Source organism: Paenibacillus sp. FSL R7-0273 (assembly GCF_000758625.1).
Taxonomy (GTDB): domain Bacteria; phylum Bacillota; class Bacilli; order Paenibacillales; family Paenibacillaceae; genus Paenibacillus_AQ.
Genome location: NZ_CP009283.1, coordinates 4,449,466 through 4,466,835 on the forward strand (window position 1 = coordinate 4,449,466; position 17,370 = coordinate 4,466,835).

The 17,370-nt window shown below is 49.5% G+C and carries 22 protein-coding genes and 1 tRNA gene; 5 read left to right on the forward strand and 18 right to left on the reverse strand.

What is annotated here, in order from left to right:
* Positions 1-19: 19 nt before the first annotated feature.
* The 5 genes from R70723_RS18970 to R70723_RS18990 all read right to left on the reverse strand — a co-directional run bounded on the left by R70723_RS18970 (position 20) and on the right by R70723_RS18990 (position 3,337).
* Positions 20-646, reverse strand: a complete 627-nt coding sequence (locus tag R70723_RS18970) for a ribonuclease HII (RefSeq protein ID WP_039874322.1) — start codon at positions 644-646, stop codon at positions 20-22.
* A 169-nt stretch (positions 647-815) separates the two neighbouring features.
* The gene (gene ylqF / locus R70723_RS18975; protein WP_039874325.1) at positions 816-1,676 is read right to left on the reverse strand and encodes a ribosome biogenesis GTPase YlqF; all 861 of its coding nucleotides are present in this window, start codon (positions 1,674-1,676) and stop codon (positions 816-818) included.
* Between the two features lie 35 nt (positions 1,677-1,711).
* On the reverse strand, positions 1,712-2,332 hold the full coding sequence (gene lepB / locus R70723_RS18980; protein WP_039874328.1) for a signal peptidase I: 621 nt from the start codon (positions 2,330-2,332) through the stop codon (positions 1,712-1,714).
* Positions 2,333-2,554: 222 nt separating this feature from the next.
* Positions 2,555-2,899: a 50S ribosomal protein L19 gene (gene rplS, locus R70723_RS18985; RefSeq protein WP_039874330.1), complete on the reverse strand. Its 345-nt coding sequence runs from the start codon at positions 2,897-2,899 to the stop codon at positions 2,555-2,557.
* Between the two features lie 150 nt (positions 2,900-3,049).
* Entirely contained in the window at positions 3,050-3,337 is a 288-nt protein-coding gene (locus R70723_RS18990; protein ID WP_039874332.1) for a hypothetical protein, read from the reverse strand.
* A 253-nt stretch (positions 3,338-3,590) separates the two neighbouring features.
* On the opposite strand from R70723_RS18990, the gene R70723_RS18995 reads away from it, so the two are divergent.
* A complete protein-coding gene (locus R70723_RS18995) occupies positions 3,591-4,574 on the forward strand; it encodes a DUF4097 family beta strand repeat-containing protein (protein WP_039874334.1) in 984 nt (327 codons plus the stop codon).
* A gap of 58 nt (positions 4,575-4,632) precedes the next feature.
* On the opposite strand, the gene R70723_RS19000 is transcribed toward R70723_RS18995, so the two are convergent.
* Positions 4,633-4,881 carry an LSm family protein gene (locus tag R70723_RS19000; RefSeq protein ID WP_039874337.1) on the reverse strand — a complete coding sequence of 83 codons (249 nt, stop codon included), beginning with the start codon at positions 4,879-4,881 and terminating at the stop codon, positions 4,633-4,635.
* 252 nt (positions 4,882-5,133) lie between these two features.
* Here R70723_RS19000 and R70723_RS19005 point away from each other — a divergent pair, with 252 nt between their 5' ends.
* The gene (locus R70723_RS19005; RefSeq protein WP_039874339.1) at positions 5,134-5,322 is read left to right on the forward strand and encodes a hypothetical protein; all 189 of its coding nucleotides are present in this window, start codon (positions 5,134-5,136) and stop codon (positions 5,320-5,322) included.
* Positions 5,323-5,389: 67 nt separating this feature from the next.
* On the opposite strand, the gene R70723_RS19010 is transcribed toward R70723_RS19005, so the two are convergent.
* The 9 genes from R70723_RS19010 to R70723_RS19050 all read right to left on the reverse strand — a co-directional run bounded on the left by R70723_RS19010 (position 5,390) and on the right by R70723_RS19050 (position 12,817).
* A tRNA-Pro gene (locus R70723_RS19010) sits at positions 5,390-5,463 on the reverse strand.
* Between the two features lie 865 nt (positions 5,464-6,328).
* The gene (gene trmD / locus R70723_RS19015) at positions 6,329-7,129 is read right to left on the reverse strand and encodes a tRNA (guanosine(37)-N1)-methyltransferase TrmD (RefSeq protein WP_039878993.1); all 801 of its coding nucleotides are present in this window, start codon (positions 7,127-7,129) and stop codon (positions 6,329-6,331) included.
* Positions 7,129-7,653: a ribosome maturation factor RimM gene (gene rimM / locus R70723_RS19020; RefSeq protein WP_039874342.1), complete on the reverse strand. Its 525-nt coding sequence runs from the start codon at positions 7,651-7,653 to the stop codon at positions 7,129-7,131. The genes trmD and rimM overlap by 1 nt, the downstream gene beginning before the upstream one ends.
* An 88-nt stretch (positions 7,654-7,741) precedes the next feature.
* Positions 7,742-7,972, reverse strand: coding sequence for a KH domain-containing protein (locus R70723_RS19025; protein WP_020432321.1), 231 nt, complete (start codon positions 7,970-7,972; stop codon positions 7,742-7,744).
* 22 nt (positions 7,973-7,994) lie between these two features.
* On the reverse strand, positions 7,995-8,267 hold the full coding sequence (gene rpsP, locus R70723_RS19030) for a 30S ribosomal protein S16 (protein WP_036688604.1): 273 nt from the start codon (positions 8,265-8,267) through the stop codon (positions 7,995-7,997).
* 377 nt (positions 8,268-8,644) lie between these two features.
* Positions 8,645-10,036 (reverse strand): signal recognition particle protein, encoded by a 1,392-nt coding sequence (gene ffh / locus R70723_RS19035; RefSeq protein ID WP_039874352.1) that lies wholly within the window; start codon positions 10,034-10,036, stop codon positions 8,645-8,647.
* A 21-nt stretch (positions 10,037-10,057) separates the two neighbouring features.
* The gene (locus R70723_RS19040; RefSeq protein ID WP_039874354.1) at positions 10,058-10,414 is read right to left on the reverse strand and encodes a putative DNA-binding protein; all 357 of its coding nucleotides are present in this window, start codon (positions 10,412-10,414) and stop codon (positions 10,058-10,060) included.
* Between the two features lie 147 nt (positions 10,415-10,561).
* On the reverse strand, positions 10,562-11,209 hold the full coding sequence (gene trhA / locus R70723_RS19045) for a PAQR family membrane homeostasis protein TrhA (protein WP_039874356.1): 648 nt from the start codon (positions 11,207-11,209) through the stop codon (positions 10,562-10,564).
* A 90-nt stretch (positions 11,210-11,299) separates the two neighbouring features.
* Entirely contained in the window at positions 11,300-12,817 is a 1,518-nt protein-coding gene (locus tag R70723_RS19050) for a carboxypeptidase M32 (RefSeq protein ID WP_039878994.1), read from the reverse strand.
* Between the two features lie 254 nt (positions 12,818-13,071).
* Between R70723_RS19050 and R70723_RS19055 the strand changes: the two genes are divergently transcribed.
* The 3 genes from R70723_RS19055 (at position 13,072) to R70723_RS19065 (ending at position 14,543) form a co-directional block, all read left to right on the forward strand.
* On the forward strand, positions 13,072-13,650 hold the full coding sequence (locus R70723_RS19055; RefSeq protein WP_039874357.1) for a beta-class carbonic anhydrase: 579 nt from the start codon (positions 13,072-13,074) through the stop codon (positions 13,648-13,650).
* Positions 13,651-13,830: 180 nt separating this feature from the next.
* Complete coding sequence (locus R70723_RS19060; protein WP_039878995.1) at positions 13,831-14,256, forward strand: membrane protein; 426 nt, start codon at positions 13,831-13,833, stop codon at positions 14,254-14,256.
* Positions 14,256-14,543, forward strand: coding sequence for a YxcD family protein (locus tag R70723_RS19065; protein ID WP_039874359.1), 288 nt, complete (start codon positions 14,256-14,258; stop codon positions 14,541-14,543). The genes R70723_RS19060 and R70723_RS19065 overlap by 1 nt, the downstream gene beginning before the upstream one ends.
* 69 nt (positions 14,544-14,612) lie before the next feature.
* Here R70723_RS19065 and R70723_RS19070 read toward each other — a convergent pair whose 3' ends face one another.
* From R70723_RS19070 to R70723_RS19080, 3 genes are all read right to left on the reverse strand, one after another.
* The gene (locus R70723_RS19070; protein ID WP_039874362.1) at positions 14,613-15,632 is read right to left on the reverse strand and encodes a S66 family peptidase; all 1,020 of its coding nucleotides are present in this window, start codon (positions 15,630-15,632) and stop codon (positions 14,613-14,615) included.
* Between the two features lie 215 nt (positions 15,633-15,847).
* Positions 15,848-16,201 (reverse strand): hypothetical protein, encoded by a 354-nt coding sequence (locus tag R70723_RS19075; RefSeq protein ID WP_039874364.1) that lies wholly within the window; start codon positions 16,199-16,201, stop codon positions 15,848-15,850.
* A gap of 163 nt (positions 16,202-16,364) precedes the next feature.
* Positions 16,365-17,204, reverse strand: a complete 840-nt coding sequence (locus tag R70723_RS19080; RefSeq protein WP_039874367.1) for a DegV family protein — start codon at positions 17,202-17,204, stop codon at positions 16,365-16,367.
* Positions 17,205-17,370 lie beyond the last annotated feature (166 nt).

Sequence of the window (17,370 nt, forward strand, 5' to 3'; positions counted from 1 at the left end):
TTTTATAAAAGCTCCCGGCTCAAAATAAAGTCTGCTGCTCCGCCAGAATTTTCCCGATAAAGCTGCGCCGGTGCATTGGGGTCGGACCAAGAGCGGCAATTTGCTCACGGTGCAGCTTGGTTGCATAGCCTTTATGTATTTTGATGCCATAGTCCGGATATAATTCCTCCCACAGCCCCTCACACAGCCGGTCCCGGGTCACTTTGGCGACAATGGATGCTGCAGCGATAGACTGGCTGTTGGCATCCCCCTTGATAATCGCCTGCTGGGGCAGCGCCAGATCCACCTTCTCCGCATCAATCAGCAGATAGTCGGCCGCCTCGCTTAAGCCCTCCACTGCTTTTTTCATCGCCAGCCGGGAGGCCTGCTTGATATTGATCTCATCAATAATGGAAGACTCCACATGCCCGACACAGACAGCCAGCGCCTGCTCCATAATAATCTCGTACAGGGCATCCCGTTTTTTTGCCGTCAGCTTCTTTGAGTCATCCACACCGTCTATAATCAGGCCCTCCGGCAAAATAACCGCAGCAGCCACCACATCACCGAACAGACAGCCTCTGCCCACTTCATCCACACCGGCAATCCGGCGGTACGACTGCTCCCAGCCCGCTTTCTCAAAACTCAGCATATCTATACTGCTCATATTCACTCCACCGCCATGTCCATTTATCTTACTTTATCCTACTCAGCTTATCATACGAAGACTTCCGGGGTCATCCTTCCATATCCTCATAATCAGTCCGTCCAGCCCTTTACGTCAACAAAAAAAAGAGCCACCGGTAATCCGGATGGCCCTCATCTCTAACTAAGCTTTACGGTGTCTCCAGCGTAAAAGTACCCAGCTTGCCGGCGCGCAGCTCGTGCAGCAGCGTCCGGGAAGCCTTCTCCAGATCGACGCGGCCGCCGCTGATCAGACAGCCGCGCTTGCGCCCGACTGCTTCCATAACGGCCACGATTTCGTCCGGATTTTCCGTATCCTCAGGAAGCTTGTCAATGCCAAAGCGCTCCTTGAACCGGGAACCGTAATCCTTGATCAGATATTTTACCGCATAATAGGCAATGTCCTCAACGTTAAGAACCTCTTCTTTGATTGCACCCGTGATAGCCAGGCGGTAACCCACCTCCTGGTCCTCGAACTTGGGCCATAGAATCCCGGGGGTATCGAGCAGCTCCAGGGTACCGTCCGTCTTGATCCATTGCTGGCCCTTGGTCACACCCGGACGGTCGCCTGTCAACGCAATACTCCGTCCGGCCATCTTGTTGATCAGCGTCGATTTACCGACATTCGGAATGCCGACAATGAGTGCACGGTTCGCGCGCGGGTTCATGCCCTTGGCAATCTGACGGTCAATCTTCTCCTTGAGCAGCAGCTTGACCTGTTCCGGGATTTCCTTAATGCCTGTTCCTGTGGAAGCATCCACCGGATGAGCCACATGCCCTTCAGCCCTGAAATAGGCCAGCCATTGGCGTGTTGCTGCAGGATCAGCGAGATCACTCTTATTAAGAATAATCAATCTGGGCTTATCGCGTAAAATATCATCAATCATCGGATTGCGGCTTGAAAGCGGCAGACGGGAATCGAGCAGCTCTATTGCAACGTCAATCAGCTTCAGCTTGTCCTCGATTTGCCGTCTAGCCCTCGTCATATGACCGGGAAACCATTGAATGGCCATTGCCGTCACCTCCTCTGACTTACTGTCAGCTTTATTTAGTGGTTAATAATCGAAATGTCCTGAATCGGCCAGAAGATCAGATCTGCACGGCCAACAATATCTTCAAGCGGCACGTAGCCGATCATTCGGCTGTCCGTACTGTCAGAACGGTTATCCCCCATTACGAATATATGCCCTTCAGGTACAGTACCGTCAGGAACCTCTTCGTTAGGGAAGTCTTTGTTATTATAGAGGGAATTATTGGCATGTCTTGCATCAATGGCTTCCTGGATATACGTTTCGTCCACAGGCTCGCCGTTAACTGTAACAACATCCCCTTCAACCTTTACCGTATCTCCGGCCACCGCAATAACCCGTTTAATAAAATCTCTGCCTTCGGAAGGCACATGGAACACAATAACCTCACCGCGCTGCGGGGAGCGGATATCGTAGAGGATTTCATTTACAATAACCCGTTCACCTGTATGGAAGTTCGGCTGCATGGAAGGTCCGTCCACGATAAACGGCTTGAACAAAAGCCATCTGATCAGAATTACCAGAACCAATGCAATTGCAATCGCCTTGATCCATTCCAGTACTTCATTTTTCTGTTTCTGGGGGGGCTGTTCACTCTGGTCCAGAGCATCCCCTTGTCCCTGCTGCAAATCCTGCTGCATAGTTCACCGTCCTCTCTTTATGCTGCTCTCACTATACATCCACTATACAACAAAAAAACTCCTGCCAAAAACCCCTCCACGAATACTCCTTCAGGAGGCCTTTTCGGAAGAAGCTGATCCTAAGGCATATATGTTCAAGTCTGGCTTGTATAAAAGGACCGGAGGTACTGGTAAGAATAAAGAAAGGGGCTTGAACTCAAGCCCCTTTCTTTGCCGCTAATTCTAGCGACGAATTTCTTTAATTCTTGCTGCTTTACCGCGAAGTTCACGCAGATAGTACAGTTTCGCACGGCGAACTTTACCACGACGGGCAACTTCAAGTTTCTCGATCTTAGGCGAGTTGATTGGGAAAGTTCTTTCCACACCAACACCGTAAGAGATTTTACGAACTGTAAAAGTCTCACTGATTCCACCGCCGCGGCGTTTGATTACAACGCCTTCGAACAACTGGATCCGTTCACGAGTTCCTTCGATAACTTTTACGTGCACCTTCAAAGTATCACCTGGACGAAAACTAGGGATATCTTTACGAAGTTGCTCTTGAGTAATAGCTTGTAGGATATTCATTTAGGACTTCCTCCTTCCGTACAGGTGTTCTTGCCTCTTCCGGAGAGTCTCATTGCTCTCCCTCATTATCCGCAGAGGACCACCGTATTCCACACAACAGAAATAATAATATCACAAAACATGGGCAAGTGCAATATAAATATTGTTAGTTTAGAGCGGCAGCATATCCCGCTTCTTGGCCTTCATTTTGCAGTCCTTGCACAGTCCCACTACACTTCCATTATCCTGGGCATAAAAAATCAGCTTGCCGTTCTTTTTCTTACAAGAAGAGCAAGGCTGCTCTACCGCGCTTTGCTTCGCTTTGCGGTGTCTGTCCATGGATATGACATTGCTGGCCGCCCCCTCCTTCGGGGCCTCCGGCTTGCTGCTGTGGCTCCGGGACCTTAAAGAAACAGCAACAATAACAAGCAACACTACAAATAAGGCTGCATATAGCATTCGCTCATCCGCTCCCTTAACCTTTGCTGATTGCGTAACCGGCGATCTTCCTGCCGGCAAGCTCCGCTGCACTTGACAGATTTTCTTTAAAATATTTTATCATAAAAAAAGTTTAAATTACAGCAGGTTTCCCGGCCCCCGACTTTAGTCCAGTGAACAACCCGCCTCCGGCCCGTTCTTCAATTATTTACCATAATATATACTATTGATTATACATAAGCAAATTAGAAATCTTTACTTGGAGGGTTAACCATTGAGAAAAAAACATAACACAGCAATTGTTGCGGCTGTTGCCGTATTCTCACTCATTCTGCTTGCTGGCTGCGGAGATCTTCCGGGCAAGGAAGCCGCTGACCGGCAGCTTGAAGAAAGCTTGACCGGAAGCAACGGCTCCGGCTTTATCGAGTCAATCAGTCTGGATATAGGCGAGGCTGCAGAGGATATCAGCAAAGGGATAACAGAAGCAACAGAGGTCGTGCAGGAAGCCGTCAAGGAGACTGCTGGCCAGGTAGCAGATCAAATAGAAGAGAACAGTCTGCAGCAGGAGCTTACAACCTCTCTTCCGGCAGAAGGCTCGACCAAAATCTATCTCGATAACGCAGTGGGCCGGGTCGAGCTTTTCTCCGGACAGGGAGACGATCTTAATGTATCTGCAACGATAATTGCCCATAATCCGCTTACCGTTAATACCGACCGGAAGATCATCGAAAACGCCGAGGTTTCCATTGAGAAGGAGGGCAGCAGGCTGACTGTCTCCACCCACTCCAAGGAAAACCAGGAGAAAGACCTATGGACATGGGCTCAAAAGAAATACGGGCATTCTGATTTCAGCATCAATTATGTAATTGAGATTCCTGCCGGAATCACAGCCTATGACATTACCAGCAACGTCGGCTCTATAGAGTTAAACGGCCTTGAAGGCAGCTTCGATGTAACCAGTGATGTCGGTACCATTACACTGAAGGAAGCAGTGATCACCGGTAAATCGAAGCTTCAGACCGATACAGGAAGCATTGAGCTCGGGCTTGAAGGAATGGAGACTGGCAGCAGCCTGAAGGCCAGCAGCGCAATTGGTGCTATTAAAGCCCATCTCGCTAGCAGTCTTAATTGCACAGTAAAAGCCTCCAGTGAGCTGGGCGGCATTAGCGGAGTAGCAGACGGCAAACAGGATTACAACGAAGGCGGACCGCTGCTTTCGCTTTCCACCGAGATCGGCGCCATATCAGTCATACAATAGTCATCTAACGAATAAAAAACGGACTGCCCGGAGATATCCGGACAGTCCGTTTTTGCTGTCAGATCAGGGCAATAGCCAGCAGTGTGAACAGACTTAACGTTAAAATTTCACTGCCGTAGCCGTAATATCCGCCATATACGCTGCCGGGATAAAAAGCCGATGTTTTCATCCGTCCGTTGCCCTTGGTTTTCAAATATACATTATTCCGGTCGACGTCGACAATAATCCCTTCATGCTTCTTTCCATCGCTGGTCATTATCCGTACCCTTTTGTTTTTGCAATGCAGACAGTTGTAATAAGCTTCCACCAGATACCCCTCCTCATTCGTTTGCTGTAGTTTATGAGGGGCGTGATATCGCGGCAACGGCAGGGGTACAGGTATACGTCTGCGGCTGCATTATTTTTTTATTTCAACGACATTGTGAATTTATTGTGAAATAAAGTACTTGTGAACAAAGTGTGTCTTTTTCGCCAGGAAAGGTTTATAATGGTTATAAATAGTAAAACGCTTTCGGACTCGTACATCTACTATTACAACTACTATGAGGAGGCAGGAATCATGAGCGCAGCAAGCAGAAAATTTATGAATGAAGGGGTCCTCCGGATCGCCATTTTCATCATGTTCGCGTCCCTCACCTATAGCGTGCGCAATTACACCTGGGCTATCGTAGCCCTGCTGGCAGTTGGAACCTATTCACTGGTTACCGGAATTGTTCAGCTGAAACGCAGCCGGAGTACTATAGAGTAGCCGGACATTTAACACAGCAAAAACCGCTTCCTCAGGAGTAGTCCTCCTGCAGAAAGCGGTTTTTTTATCGGAGTAACAGGATTTGAACCTGCGGCCTCACCCACCCCAAGGGTGCGCGCTACCAGGCTGCGCTATACCCCGGCAACAAAGTATTTCTTATATATATGTATACTTTAGTAAAAGCTTTCATTCTAGGAAAAACAGCACACTCAAAAAAAAAATTTCACTTCTGCCCTGCATCATTCCAAACTCTTTTTACCAGCATTTTATTTAAAACTATTCTTTAATTTTTATAGATTTTCCTAAACTGCTATGCTATACTCTTGTCACAAGGAAAGGAGGTGCGTTCACATCAATCATGATATGCTGAACGTATCCCTTACCCGGACCAACGGCTGATAGTGTTAGCCTTGGTGGCGCGGGATACGGATCACAGCTTTACAAAGCGCCTCGGGTAGAGAGACCGTCTTCGGACGGTCTTTTTTATGTTATCTGGATCCTGAAGCTGGCGGCATGACCTCACAAAAAAGCTTTAAAGCTACACCCGGCAGGGAACAGCTTTAAAGCTTTTGTGCTAATCACTGACTTATTGAATCCGTTACCGGATCATTCATATGGAGAATTTGGATTTACGGTTTGTGTAGAACTCAATAATATCATTAACGGTACGGAGCGGCTCCGCTTCTTTGTGGACAGTGTCCACGTCTGGCTTGAGTGGTTCATGCGTATTCGTAGTCACTTGTGTTCATTCCTTTCGATAGTTAAGCTGCTTCTAATAGAGTAATATTATTTCGGCACCTTTATTCATTACCCTAAAATAAGGATACTAACGCACATTTGCTCGTATTTCTTTGTGAAGCTTCTGTGTCTCTTGTGTCTGCTCTCGCAGCGCCTGTATTTGATCCGCTGAGATTTATATAACCATTTGGACATAACAAAAAACGCCTCCTCAACGTAATATACGCTGAACAGACGTTAAATATGACTACTATTACTAAAAATATACTTAAGCCTGCTCCTGCCGTTGCCGTTTCAGTTCCTCCAGCGCCTTCATATCCTTCGCCGTTAGCTCAGCCGTCTCCAGCAGATCAGGTCTGCGTTCCAGGGTGCGCTGCAGAGCCTGCTCGCGCCGCCACAGCTCGATATTCGCATGATGGCCGCTCAGCAGCATATCGGGCACCTTCCAGCCGCGGAATTCCGCAGGGCGCGTGTAATGCGGGTATTCCAGAAGACCCGTGCTGAAGGAATCGGTTATGGCTGAGGTCTCATTGCCAAGCGCACCCGGCTGCAGACGCACTACAGAATCAATCACCGTCAGGGCCGGCAATTCTCCGCCTGTCAGTACATAATCCCCAATCGACAGCTCATCGGTCACCAGATGCTCTCTGATACGCTCGTCATAACCCTCATAATGTCCGCAGATAAAGATCAGATGCTGCTCCCTGGCCAGTTCTTCAGCTATTTTCTGATTATACGTCTTGCCTTGCGGGCACATAAGGATAATCCGCGGCTTCACTGCAAGATCTGCTTCTGCAGCAGATCTATCCCCGTGTACGGACTCAGCCGTAACCGGAGGAATCCCCAGCACATGCTCTACCGCTGCAAAGATCGGATCCGGCTTCAGCACCATGCCTCCGCCTCCGCCATAGGGCGTATCATCCACTGTGTTATGCTTATTGCCGGAAAAGTCACGGAAATTGACTGCATTCAGCGATACGATTCCTTTGTCACGGGCCTTGCCCAAGATGCTTGTGCTGAATACCCCTTCACACATTTCCGGAAAAAGCGTCAGCACATCAATCCGCATCATGGCAGCAGCCCTTCCATCAGATGCACAGTGATTTTTTTGGCTGCGGTATCCACATCCAGCACTACATCATCAATGACCGGAATCAGAATGTCCTGCCCTTTGGCAGGCTTTACAACCCAGACATCATTAGCCCCCGGCTGCAGAATATCCGTGATAATGCCCAGCGGCTTGTCCAGATCCTGATCGGTATAAACTTCGCAGCCTACGATGTGATGGAAATAGTACTCGTTCTCCGGAAGCTCGACCAGATCATCCCCGGGAACCTTGAGCATGCTGCCTTTATACTTTTCAATCTGGTTGATGTTGGTATAGCCCTTAAGCTTGGCGATATACATCCCCTTATGCTCTCTTGCCGACTCCACAGTAACCTCGAATCTAGGACTGCCGTCTGCAGGAATAACCGTCATTTTTTTGCCGGGCGCAAACCTTACTTCCGGAAAATCCGTATGGGACAAAATCTTAATTTCCCCGCGGATGCCATGCGTGTTAACCAGCCTGCCTACCGTTAATTCTTCTGCCATTATATCCACTCCTTTAATGTCATTTATCTATATTTGAACAAAAAAGAGCCGGGATATACTATCCCTAGCCCCTTCTTGTGCGTATCAGTTAAGATAAAATATCTACGGTTACGCGTTTATCGCTCTTGACTGCTGCCGATGTAACTACTGTACGGAGCGCTTTGGCGATCCGACCCTGCTTGCCGATAACCTTACCGACATCATCAGGATGTACGGAGAGCTCATATACAATCAGGTGATCCTTCTCCACAGTCCGTACCGCTACATCCTCCGGATGATCCACTAAAGCCTTAGCAATTACTCCAACTAATTCTTCCATAGAGGACCCTCGCAATCAGTCATTATTTCTGTTGCTTCAGCTCATGGAACTTCTTCATCACACCTGCTTTGGAAAGCAAGTTGCGAACGGTATCAGATGCTTGTGCACCTGTCTGAAGCCATTTAAGAGCTTTTTCCTCATCGATCTTAACTACTGCCGGTTGTTCAATCGGATTATAGTAACCGATTTCCTCGATAAAACGACCGTCACGAGGGGACCGGGAATCGGAAACCACTACACGGTAGAAAGGCGCTTTATGTGCACCCATTCTTTTCAAACGAATACGTACTGCCACGAAATTCACCTCCTTAAAAAAGTATCAAAAAGTATGGGAAGAGTTTAGTGATAAACCCCTTTTCGAACCCTCCCAAACCCTCCCTTCCAAGGGAGGGCCCCAAGGGCTCTGCCCTCTGGACACCCGCTAAGTGCAACTGGCGCGGGCGTTCAGACTGGCGGGATCTTGGGATGGGGAGCAAGGATCGCTTTCCGTCCCTGGCGGGACCCGCTTAACTGATGCGGTACCGGGCGACGGGTTTAACACAAACTACTGCTTAAAAGATTAGGGTCAAAAGATTAAGAGCGAAAACCTCTTGATCATCTGATGTTGTACTATGTCTGATCTGGTAAGATCAAAACCTTAAAGATGAAACCTTAAAGATCAAAACTTTTAGATCAACGGAAAGGGAATTTCATCCCGGCCTTGCCGCCAAGACTCTTGAGCTGCTTCATGGCGTTTTTCTTACCGCCCTTGCCGCTCATTCCGCCCATCATACCGGAGAACTGCTTCATCATCTTGCGCATTTCATCGAATTGCTTGATGAGGCGGTTAACCTCGGCCACATTCGTTCCGCTGCCTGCGGCAATCCGCTTGCGGCGGTTATGGTTGATGATTTCAGGCTGGGCTTTCTCGGCTTTGGTCATGGAATGAACAATCGCCTCGACACGGCCCATCTGCTTGTCATCTACCTTCAGGTCCTTCATGCCCTTGGCCTTGTTCATGCCAGGCAGCATATCGAGAATCTGGTCGATCGGGCCAAGCTTCTTGACCTGGTCCATCTGCTCCAGGAAATCGTCGAACGTAAATTCCGCATTACGCATCTTACGTTCCATTTCCTTCGCTTTCTCGGTGTCAATATTGGCCTGAGCCTTCTCGATCAGGGAGAGCATGTCACCCATACCAAGGATACGGGAGGCCATACGCTCCGGATGGAACGGCTCCAGCGCGTCGATCTTTTCGCCGAGAGCGGCGAATTTGATCGGGCAGCCGGTTACAGCCTTGACGGACAGCGCGGCACCACCACGGGTGTCACCGTCGAGCTTGGTCAGCACAACGCCGGTAAGCTCAAGCTGCTTGTTAAAGCTCTCTGCTACGTTTACGGCATCCTGACCGGTCATAGCATCGACTACAAGCAATACTTCATCAGGATTCACTGTACTGTGGATCTGCTTCAGCTCATCCATCAGCGCTTCATCAATATGCAGACGGCCTGCGGTATCGATGATCACATAATCCAGATTATTATCCTTCGCATGCTGGATAGCCTGTCTGGCAATCTCTACCGGACTGACCTGGTCGCCGAGTGCGAATACCGGAACTTTAATCTGTTCACCCAGGATTTGCAGCTGCTTGATCGCTGCCGGGCGGTAAATATCGCCTGCTACGAGCAGCGGGCGGTGATTGCCCTTCTGCAGCAGCTTGGCCAGCTTGCCTGAGGTTGTCGTCTTACCGGCCCCCTGCAGACCTGCCATCATAATTACAGTCGGCGGCTTGTTAGCCTTAGCGAGCTTCGCCTGGCTTCCGCCCATCAGCTCGGTCAGTTCCTTGTTAACGATGTCGATGATAACCATGCCGGGAGTAAAGCTGTCCATCACTTCCTTGCCGACTGACTTCTCCTTCACCTTGGACACGAAGTCCTTGACGACCTTGAAGTTAACATCGGCTTCGAGAAGCGCCAGACGCACTTCGCGCATGGCTTCGTTTACGTCATCCTCGGATACCTTCCCTTTGCCGCGCAGCTTGCTGAACACATTCTGCAATCTTCCGGTTAACCCTTCAAATGCCATAGGCGGCTTGCTCCCTTCATGCTACTCTAACCTCTGCAAACGATCCACAAGCTCTGTGAACCGCTGTTTATATTGCTCAGGCAGCATCCCATTATCAGGCAGTCTGCGCAGTTCTTCTAAATAACGGTTGCGGTCGTCATGCTTAGCCAGCAGGCCAAGCTTCTCTTCATAATTCTCCAGCACCTGCTCGGCACGCTTGATATGCTCGTACACGGCCTGGCGGCTGATTTCAAATTCCGCAGCAATCTCTCCCAGGGAGAAATCATCGTGGAAATAATATTTCAGAAACGTTTGCTGTTTATCAGTAAGCAGCCGTTCATAGAATGCGAATAACAGGTTAATCCGGTTCGTCTTCTCGAGCCTATTCTCCTGACTCATCAAGGGCACTCCCTTCGTCAAGGAAAAACACTTTACAGCTTCACAACGTCCCTTATGATACCGAAAACAAAGAAAGATGTCAAGCTTTTTTGCTTGTCATCTTTTTTTGTATGCAAAATGCATCAGTTGCCTGTTATTTTACAGCTTTTAACGGATCGGCAGCAGGTAGATCAGAACGGCGAAGAAGTGTGTCACGCTGCCGGCCAGCACGAAAATATGCCAGACCGCATGGTGGAACGGAAACCCTCTCCATACATAAAAGATCGTTCCCAGCGTGTACAGGATACCGCCAGTCATCAGCAGTGCCATTCCGCCGCCGGCAACAGCCGCTGACAGCGGGTTCCAGGCGATTACGATCAGCCAGCCCATGGCGATGTAGAAGATCGTCGACATGAACAGGAACTTTTTGACGAAAAAGGCCTTGAAGGCTACACCGAACAACGCTACGCCCCAGACGATACCGAACAGGCTCCAGCCCAGCGGTCCGCGGATCGCAACTAGCAGGAACGGCGTATAGGTTCCGGCAATGAACAGATAGATGGAGGAATGATCGAAGAACTCAAACAGGTCCTTCGCTTTGCCCTCCCGCAGACTATGCACCAGAGTTGAGTTGAGGTACAGCAGCAGCATCGTTGTTCCATAGATCGAGAAGCTGACCACATGCCAGGCCGTTCCTTCCAGGCTGGCATAAACAACGAGCAGAACAAGCGCAGCTACACTCAGCACCGTACCGATACCGTGCGTAATTGCATTTGCTATCTCTTCTCTGCGGCTGTACGTATAAGTATTTGCCATAACAAAATCCTTCCGTGTGCGGTTTTCTTCTATTATATCCTGTTAAGGGCTCTCATTCCAGCCTGCCGGGCACACCCGGCAGCTGAAACACTACAGATTATAGAGCTCTTTATATTTCGTTTCCAGGTAATCAGCCAGATAATCCGGGTTCAGCGGCTCACCGGTTACCTGCTCAATAATTTGCGACGGGGTCAGGCTTTTGCCGAAGCGGTAGATTTTATCGGTCAGCCATTCCTTGATTGGAATCAGATTGCCTTCAGCGATCAGGCTGTCGAATTCAGGCAGCTCTTTGCGGAGCGTATTCAGCATTTGGGCGGCGTACATATTTCCCAGTGAGTATGAGGCAAAATAGCCAAAATCCCCTCCGGACCAGTGCACATCCTGCAGTACACCCAGCGCATCGGACGGCGGAGTAATGCCCAGATATTCCTGATACTTGGCGTTCCAGGTCTTAGGCAGATCTTTAACCTCCAGCCCTTCATTAAAAATCAGCTTCTCGATCTCATAGCGGATGATGATATGCAGATTATAGGTCAGCTCGTCCGCTTCAATCCGGATAAAGGAGTTCGCAACGCTGTTGACCGCACGGTAGAAGTGCTCCACTTCAATATCAGTGAGCTGTTCCGGGAAATGCTGCTGCAGATCGCCGTAATAACGCTGCCAGAAGGCGCGGCTGCGCCCGATCATATTTTCCCAAAGTCTGGACTGGGATTCATGGATACCCATGGAGGTGCCCCCGGACAGCGGTGTTCCCACCAGATCCTTGCTGATATTCTGCTCATAGAGGGCGTGTCCGCCTTCATGCAGGGAGCTGAAAATCGCACTGGTCACGTTATCCAGCAGATAATTGGTCGTAATGCGCACATCCCCAGGGTTGAGCCCGGTAGCGAACGGATGCACACTCTCGTCAAGCCGCCCTGCATCAAAGTCATAGCCCATCTGCTCCAGAATGAACAGGCCGAACTTCTCCTGCTGCTCTTTTGCAAAAATCTGGCTGAGGAACTCCTTATCCGGCTTATCAGGGGAAGCACTGATGGCCTCCACCAGCGGAACAAGGCGGCTGCGCAGACGGTCGAACAGCTCGTCCACTTTGGCAACGGTCAGATCCGGCTCATACATATCCAGCAGCGTATCATACCGGGTATCCTTCACACCCCAGTAATCAATGAACTCCTGCTTAAAGGCGACGATCTTGCTTAAGAAGGGCTCAAAGGAGGCAAAATCATCATTAGCTTTGGCTTCCTCCCAGATGCTTTGGGAACGGGCGGCCAGCGCGGCGTATTCCTCAAAGGTTTTGGACGGAATGCTCTTGCTGCGCTCGTACTCCTTGCGGCAATCCTTGACGATTTTATTCTGGACATCGCTCAGTTGTGAGGCTACATCCGGAGTGCTGAAGAAGGCTGTAAACCCGCCCATCTCCTCAGACGTCTCCAGCCGGAAAAGCTCGCCTGTGAGCATCCCGATCGTTCCGGAGCGGACCTCAATCCCTTTGCGGGGCGCACCTGTCTGCAAATCCCAATGAAGGAGTCCAATCGCTTCACTATAGCTGCTGATTTTAGATAACAATTCCTGAAATGATTCCCATTTGTCCTGAACGGCCTGTTCCATTACCATCCACCTGCTTTCTCTGTTTTCCTTATTCTTCTTGATGATACTTTTTATATCCGCCGGAATCAACTTGCTTACAGGTTATTGACTCCGAGGAATTATAGTCCTTATAATCAGTTCAGAGTATTCCGTCTTAAATTTAAAATAGTTCTTTATTTACAGAATAAAGAATGCGCAGGCTTGAATTGAATAAACCTTGCGTACATACGCAAAGCCTACATTACACAAAACTATTTTTAGGAGGAAGCATGGTCATGACACAAATATCGGAGATTTTGAATTTTAACAAGAAGTTTGTTGAGGAGAAAGAATACGAAGCCTATCTGACCAGCCGCTTTCCGGATAAAAAGATGCTGATTATTACCTGTATGGACACACGGCTGGTTGAGCTTTTGCCAAAAGCGATGAACTTCAAAAACGGTGATGTCAAAATCATCAAAAATGCCGGTGCCGTTATCTCCCAGCCCTTCGGGTCGGTTATGCGAAGCGTTATGGTCGCTCTGTATGAGCTGGATGCGGACGAGGTTATCGTAGTTGGACACTATGAATGCGGCATGGCTTCCCTGAACGCGGACAAAATGATCAACTCCATCAAGGAACGCGGTGTATCCGATGAAGTCCTGTCTACGCTTGAAAATTCGGGGATTAAGCTGACCAAATGGCTGCGCGGGTTTGACAATGTGCAGGACGGGGTAATTCAGACTGTGGAGCTGATTAAGCGCCATCCTTTACTCCCCCCAAACGTGCCTATTCACGGCATGATCATCGATCCGGCAACCGGAGCGCTTGAGCTTGTCTCGGAAGGCTACGTGGAGAACAAGGCAACTCTCTGACAAATGTTTTTGACGTGGACTGCTGTCCACGTCACTTTTTTTATGTCCGGATATCTGCCGGAAAGAAAATCAAAAATATTTTATTTAAAATTGAAACCTCCGAGGACATACTACGTATTACCGGGCAGAACTACAAATTTTAAGACAACCTTAGGAGGGTACTCGTACTAAATGAAATCAATGAAACGTGTAATGATGATTGTAATGGCCTTTACCCTGTTCTTTGCTGTAACCGCTCCCGATTTTGCGGATGCGCGGCGCGGCGGAGGGTTTAAATCCGGCAGCCGCGGCTTTACCACGACTCCGAAGAAATCAACTACGGATAATGTTAGAAAAAGCGATAGCACTACTGGTACTACAGCCGGAACTGCAGCCAATACAAACCGCGGATTCTTTAGCGGCGGCGGGCTGATGAAGGGCATGATGATCGGCGGACTGGCCGGCTTCCTGTTCGGCAGCATGTTTGCCGGCATGGGCGCTTTCGGTAATATTCTCGGCTTCCTCGTTAACATGCTTGCGATCTATCTTGTGGTGGTGCTTGTAATGTCCTTCTTCCGCCGCAGAAGAGAAAGACGCAGACTTGAAGAAAGAGACGGCCGCTACTAATGTCAACGACTGTTCTCAGTATGGATGAAATCATTAACGCGATCTGCCTCCACATGGCTGAACGCAAGGCTGTCCGTGTCCAGGACGTTCAGGTTGAGCTCAGCTGGGACGAAGACACCGGCTATACTGCTGAGGTCTGGATTCAGGGACGCAGCCAGTATCTGGTGGAATCCAATATGATCGAAGCGATCCTCCGCTATCTGCACAGCGAGTACGGCATCCGCGCTTACCGCGAGAATGTACGGCTCGATCTGGATGAGGAAATTACCGCAATTGTGAATATGTAATTGAGGTGTGAAGAGGCAGCCCGCCGGGCTGCCTCTTTTTCGCGTATGTGCGTATATGCTGCTTTTATACTACTCATAGAAATATTGTTTAACTGTTCCCCGGCCGCCCGCGACCTCCACCTCGGCATATGCACCGTTAACCAGCGTCATTTGCGGCGGTACATGCCCGAAATCAAGATCGTAAAGAACCGGCAGCTGCAGGTCCTCCGCCAAATCACGGTATACGTCTTCTGCAGTGTAGCCGAGCAGCGGCTGGTTACCTCCGCTCCGTCCGAACAGTATCCCCGAGCAATTCTCAAACCAGCCGGCGTACTTCATGTGAACAAGCGATCTGCGGAGATCTGCCGTATTCAGATCACAGTTCTCCAGATACCAGACAATCGGCTCTCCGCCTGCAAACCGGCTGTTGAATCGCTGCACATCGCCATAAGGCGTTCCAATGATATGCCGGATGACATCAATGCAGCCGCCGAGCAGGCGGCCTTTTAGCGAAACGTCCTGACCGGATACCGACTTCCACACCGTCAGCGTATTCTGGCCGAACGGGGATGTTAAGGCCTCAGCTGACGCCTCCTCCGGCCCCTCATGCTTTGGTGAGGATTGCTGGACAATGCTGCCGCCGGACGGTGTTGAGAGCACCTTTTGCCACATGGCCGTTGTCTCATCAGTCTGCTGCCCGCGCAAATCCCCGAGGCTTGGCCCGTGAGCCGTGGCAATCCCAGTCCGCAAGGTGATGGCAAGCAGCAGCAGGCTGATGTCGGAGAAGCCCAGCACCCATTTGGGTCTGATCTCGTCAAAATCAATAAACTCCAGCATTTCGATCAGCAGCTCGCCGCCCCATGGCGGAATGATCAGGCCTATTTCCCCATCCTGCATCATCTGATTAAATTCGCTCCCCCGTTCCCTGCCCGGAGCAGACCTTGCTTTGTCATATTTGTATACTGTCTCAGCAAGGGCTACCCCGTAGCCTCTTTGCCTCATACGTTCGACAGCCTCGTCAAAAATATCCCGGTGCCCTTCATCCGCACCAAGCGACGAAGCAGTCACTCCCAGGACCGCCCCCGGTTGTAAAATCGGATATGTAATCATTACGTTTCCTCCTTGGCTGGCAGTGCTTGCCCGCAAAACAGCTCAGACAAAGCAGCTTTAGTATGTAAACTACCTTCTATTGCCATTTTATCACCTATTCATCTTAAATTGGTAGAATATGTTTCGTTAATGGAACAGCAAAAAGACATGACCGGATATGCTGCACCGCCGCAGCAAAAACGGATCATGCCTTTTTATGATGTGGAAGGCTGCAGTTAGATCAATGAGATGGCAAGCAGCTCGAACAGCACCAGCGGCAGGATAACATTGTTGTTCACAGGTCCCGGATAAGGGTATCCCGGCCCCGGATACGGCTTGTAGTAAGGATTATAGAATCCGCGCGGCGACTCCACAGTGACTGTGATCATCAGATAAATATTTTTGCTGTCCATTCCGGCAATGATGCCTTCATGTGTCATTCCGTCAAGCGTCTGCACCTTTACCTTGTGGTTTAAGTATGGCTTGCAGGACTGGTGCAGTGACTCACGGACTCCGTGTAAATGCTGCACCACCGCCGGATCTGCCTGATAAATGACCGCAGCCGTCTGGCTGGTATTATATGTCGACATAGCGTTTGACCTCCGTTAATGGATTTGCTCCATTCTATGCAGATGCCTATACGATGGTGCCTTTCAGGGATCCGGTCTGCCCACGCCAAAAAACCGTACAGCGGCTGACGGCCGGGTACGGTTCTGCTGGTAATACATGATGCAGGTAGGGCTGCACGCAGCTTTAAAAAGCGACTCCAATCCCGCCTTCACCGGCATAAGTGCCCATAACGGGACCCATGCTGGAGAAAACAACCTCTTTGAAGGGGTGCTTTTCAAGTATACGCGCCTTAATCTCCAGCGCCAGCTTCTCACAGTTGCTGTGAACGATGGCGATCGCCGCTTTTTCGTAATCATATTGCTTCTCGTCCAGCTTGCTCAGCAGCAGATTCAGCGCTTTAGGCAGGCCGCGGGTTTTCTCCACTACCTCAACCTTGCCCTCATCCTCGCTAATCTTCAGCAATAGCTTAATATTCAGCACAGATGCTACTGCGCCAGACAGACGGTTCAAGCGGCCGCCTTTAATCACATTTTCTAACGTATCCAGGGTGAAATAGGCTGTTGTTTGCTGGATTTGTCTAAGTACCTTTTCCTTTAGCTCTGCCAGGCTGCAGGTCAGCGATAATCTCGCCGCCGTTGCCACGATAAGCGACAGGCCTCCGGAGAATCTTTTTGTATCTATAATTTCAATTGCATTCGGATGTCCTTCTTCCTCATACATCTCCTTGGCAATCGTAGCTGTCTGATAAGTGCTGCTGATGTTGGAGGACATACACAGGACCATGATATCTGTACCCGGTTCCACCTCCTTGAATGCTTCCAGGAAGCTTTGCGGACTTGGACTTGCCGTTGTAGGCAGCTCCTTAGATTCTCGCATCATTTCATAAAAGACCTTGGTCTCCGTGTGCTCAGGCATCAGATCATGCCCGAAATGAACCGGCAGATGAACAATCGTCACATTATACTTCTCAACATACTCAATGGGCAGGTCGGAACCGCTGTCCGTAATTATCTTGATGGCCATCAGTGTGCGCTCCTTTCAAATTCTATATCATTATAGTCAGGAGTGTAGAATATCAATAGTACATTTTGTAACTTGTCAAAATAACGTTTTTATGCTTAGGGACATTAACAAGCAATCATTCTCTTTATTACCCTATATGGAAACGGAAATACACAGCGTTTTTTGC

Bases quoted from the DNA above. Each gene is read 5' to 3' on its own strand.
- R70723_RS18970 (WP_039874322.1), bottom strand. From the start codon at position 646: ATGAGCAGTATAGATATGCTGAGTTTTGAGAAAGCGGGCTGGGAGCAG.
- ylqF (WP_039874325.1), bottom strand. From the start codon at position 1,676: ATGGCCATTCAATGGTTTCCCGGTCATATGACGAGGGCTAGACGGCAA.
- lepB (WP_039874328.1), bottom strand. From the start codon at position 2,332: ATGCAGCAGGATTTGCAGCAGGGACAAGGGGATGCTCTGGACCAGAGT.
- rplS (WP_039874330.1), bottom strand. From the start codon at position 2,899: ATGAATATCCTACAAGCTATTACTCAAGAGCAACTTCGTAAAGATATC.
- R70723_RS18990 (WP_039874332.1), bottom strand. From the start codon at position 3,337: ATGCTATATGCAGCCTTATTTGTAGTGTTGCTTGTTATTGTTGCTGTT.
- R70723_RS19005 (WP_039874339.1), top strand. From the start codon at position 5,134: ATGAGCGCAGCAAGCAGAAAATTTATGAATGAAGGGGTCCTCCGGATC.
- trmD (WP_039878993.1), bottom strand. From the start codon at position 7,129: ATGCGGATTGATGTGCTGACGCTTTTTCCGGAAATGTGTGAAGGGGTA.
- rimM (WP_039874342.1), bottom strand. From the start codon at position 7,653: ATGGCAGAAGAATTAACGGTAGGCAGGCTGGTTAACACGCATGGCATC.
- R70723_RS19025 (WP_020432321.1), bottom strand. From the start codon at position 7,972: ATGGAAGAATTAGTTGGAGTAATTGCTAAGGCTTTAGTGGATCATCCG.
- ffh (WP_039874352.1), bottom strand. From the start codon at position 10,036: ATGGCATTTGAAGGGTTAACCGGAAGATTGCAGAATGTGTTCAGCAAG.
- R70723_RS19040 (WP_039874354.1), bottom strand. From the start codon at position 10,414: ATGAGTCAGGAGAATAGGCTCGAGAAGACGAACCGGATTAACCTGTTA.
- trhA (WP_039874356.1), bottom strand. From the start codon at position 11,209: ATGGCAAATACTTATACGTACAGCCGCAGAGAAGAGATAGCAAATGCA.
- R70723_RS19050 (WP_039878994.1), bottom strand. From the start codon at position 12,817: ATGGAACAGGCCGTTCAGGACAAATGGGAATCATTTCAGGAATTGTTA.
- R70723_RS19055 (WP_039874357.1), top strand. From the start codon at position 13,072: ATGACACAAATATCGGAGATTTTGAATTTTAACAAGAAGTTTGTTGAG.
- R70723_RS19060 (WP_039878995.1), top strand. From the start codon at position 13,831: ATGAAACGTGTAATGATGATTGTAATGGCCTTTACCCTGTTCTTTGCT.
- R70723_RS19065 (WP_039874359.1), top strand. From the start codon at position 14,256: ATGTCAACGACTGTTCTCAGTATGGATGAAATCATTAACGCGATCTGC.
- R70723_RS19070 (WP_039874362.1), bottom strand. From the start codon at position 15,632: ATGATTACATATCCGATTTTACAACCGGGGGCGGTCCTGGGAGTGACT.
- R70723_RS19075 (WP_039874364.1), bottom strand. From the start codon at position 16,201: ATGTCGACATATAATACCAGCCAGACGGCTGCGGTCATTTATCAGGCA.
- R70723_RS19080 (WP_039874367.1), bottom strand. From the start codon at position 17,204: ATGGCCATCAAGATAATTACGGACAGCGGTTCCGACCTGCCCATTGAG.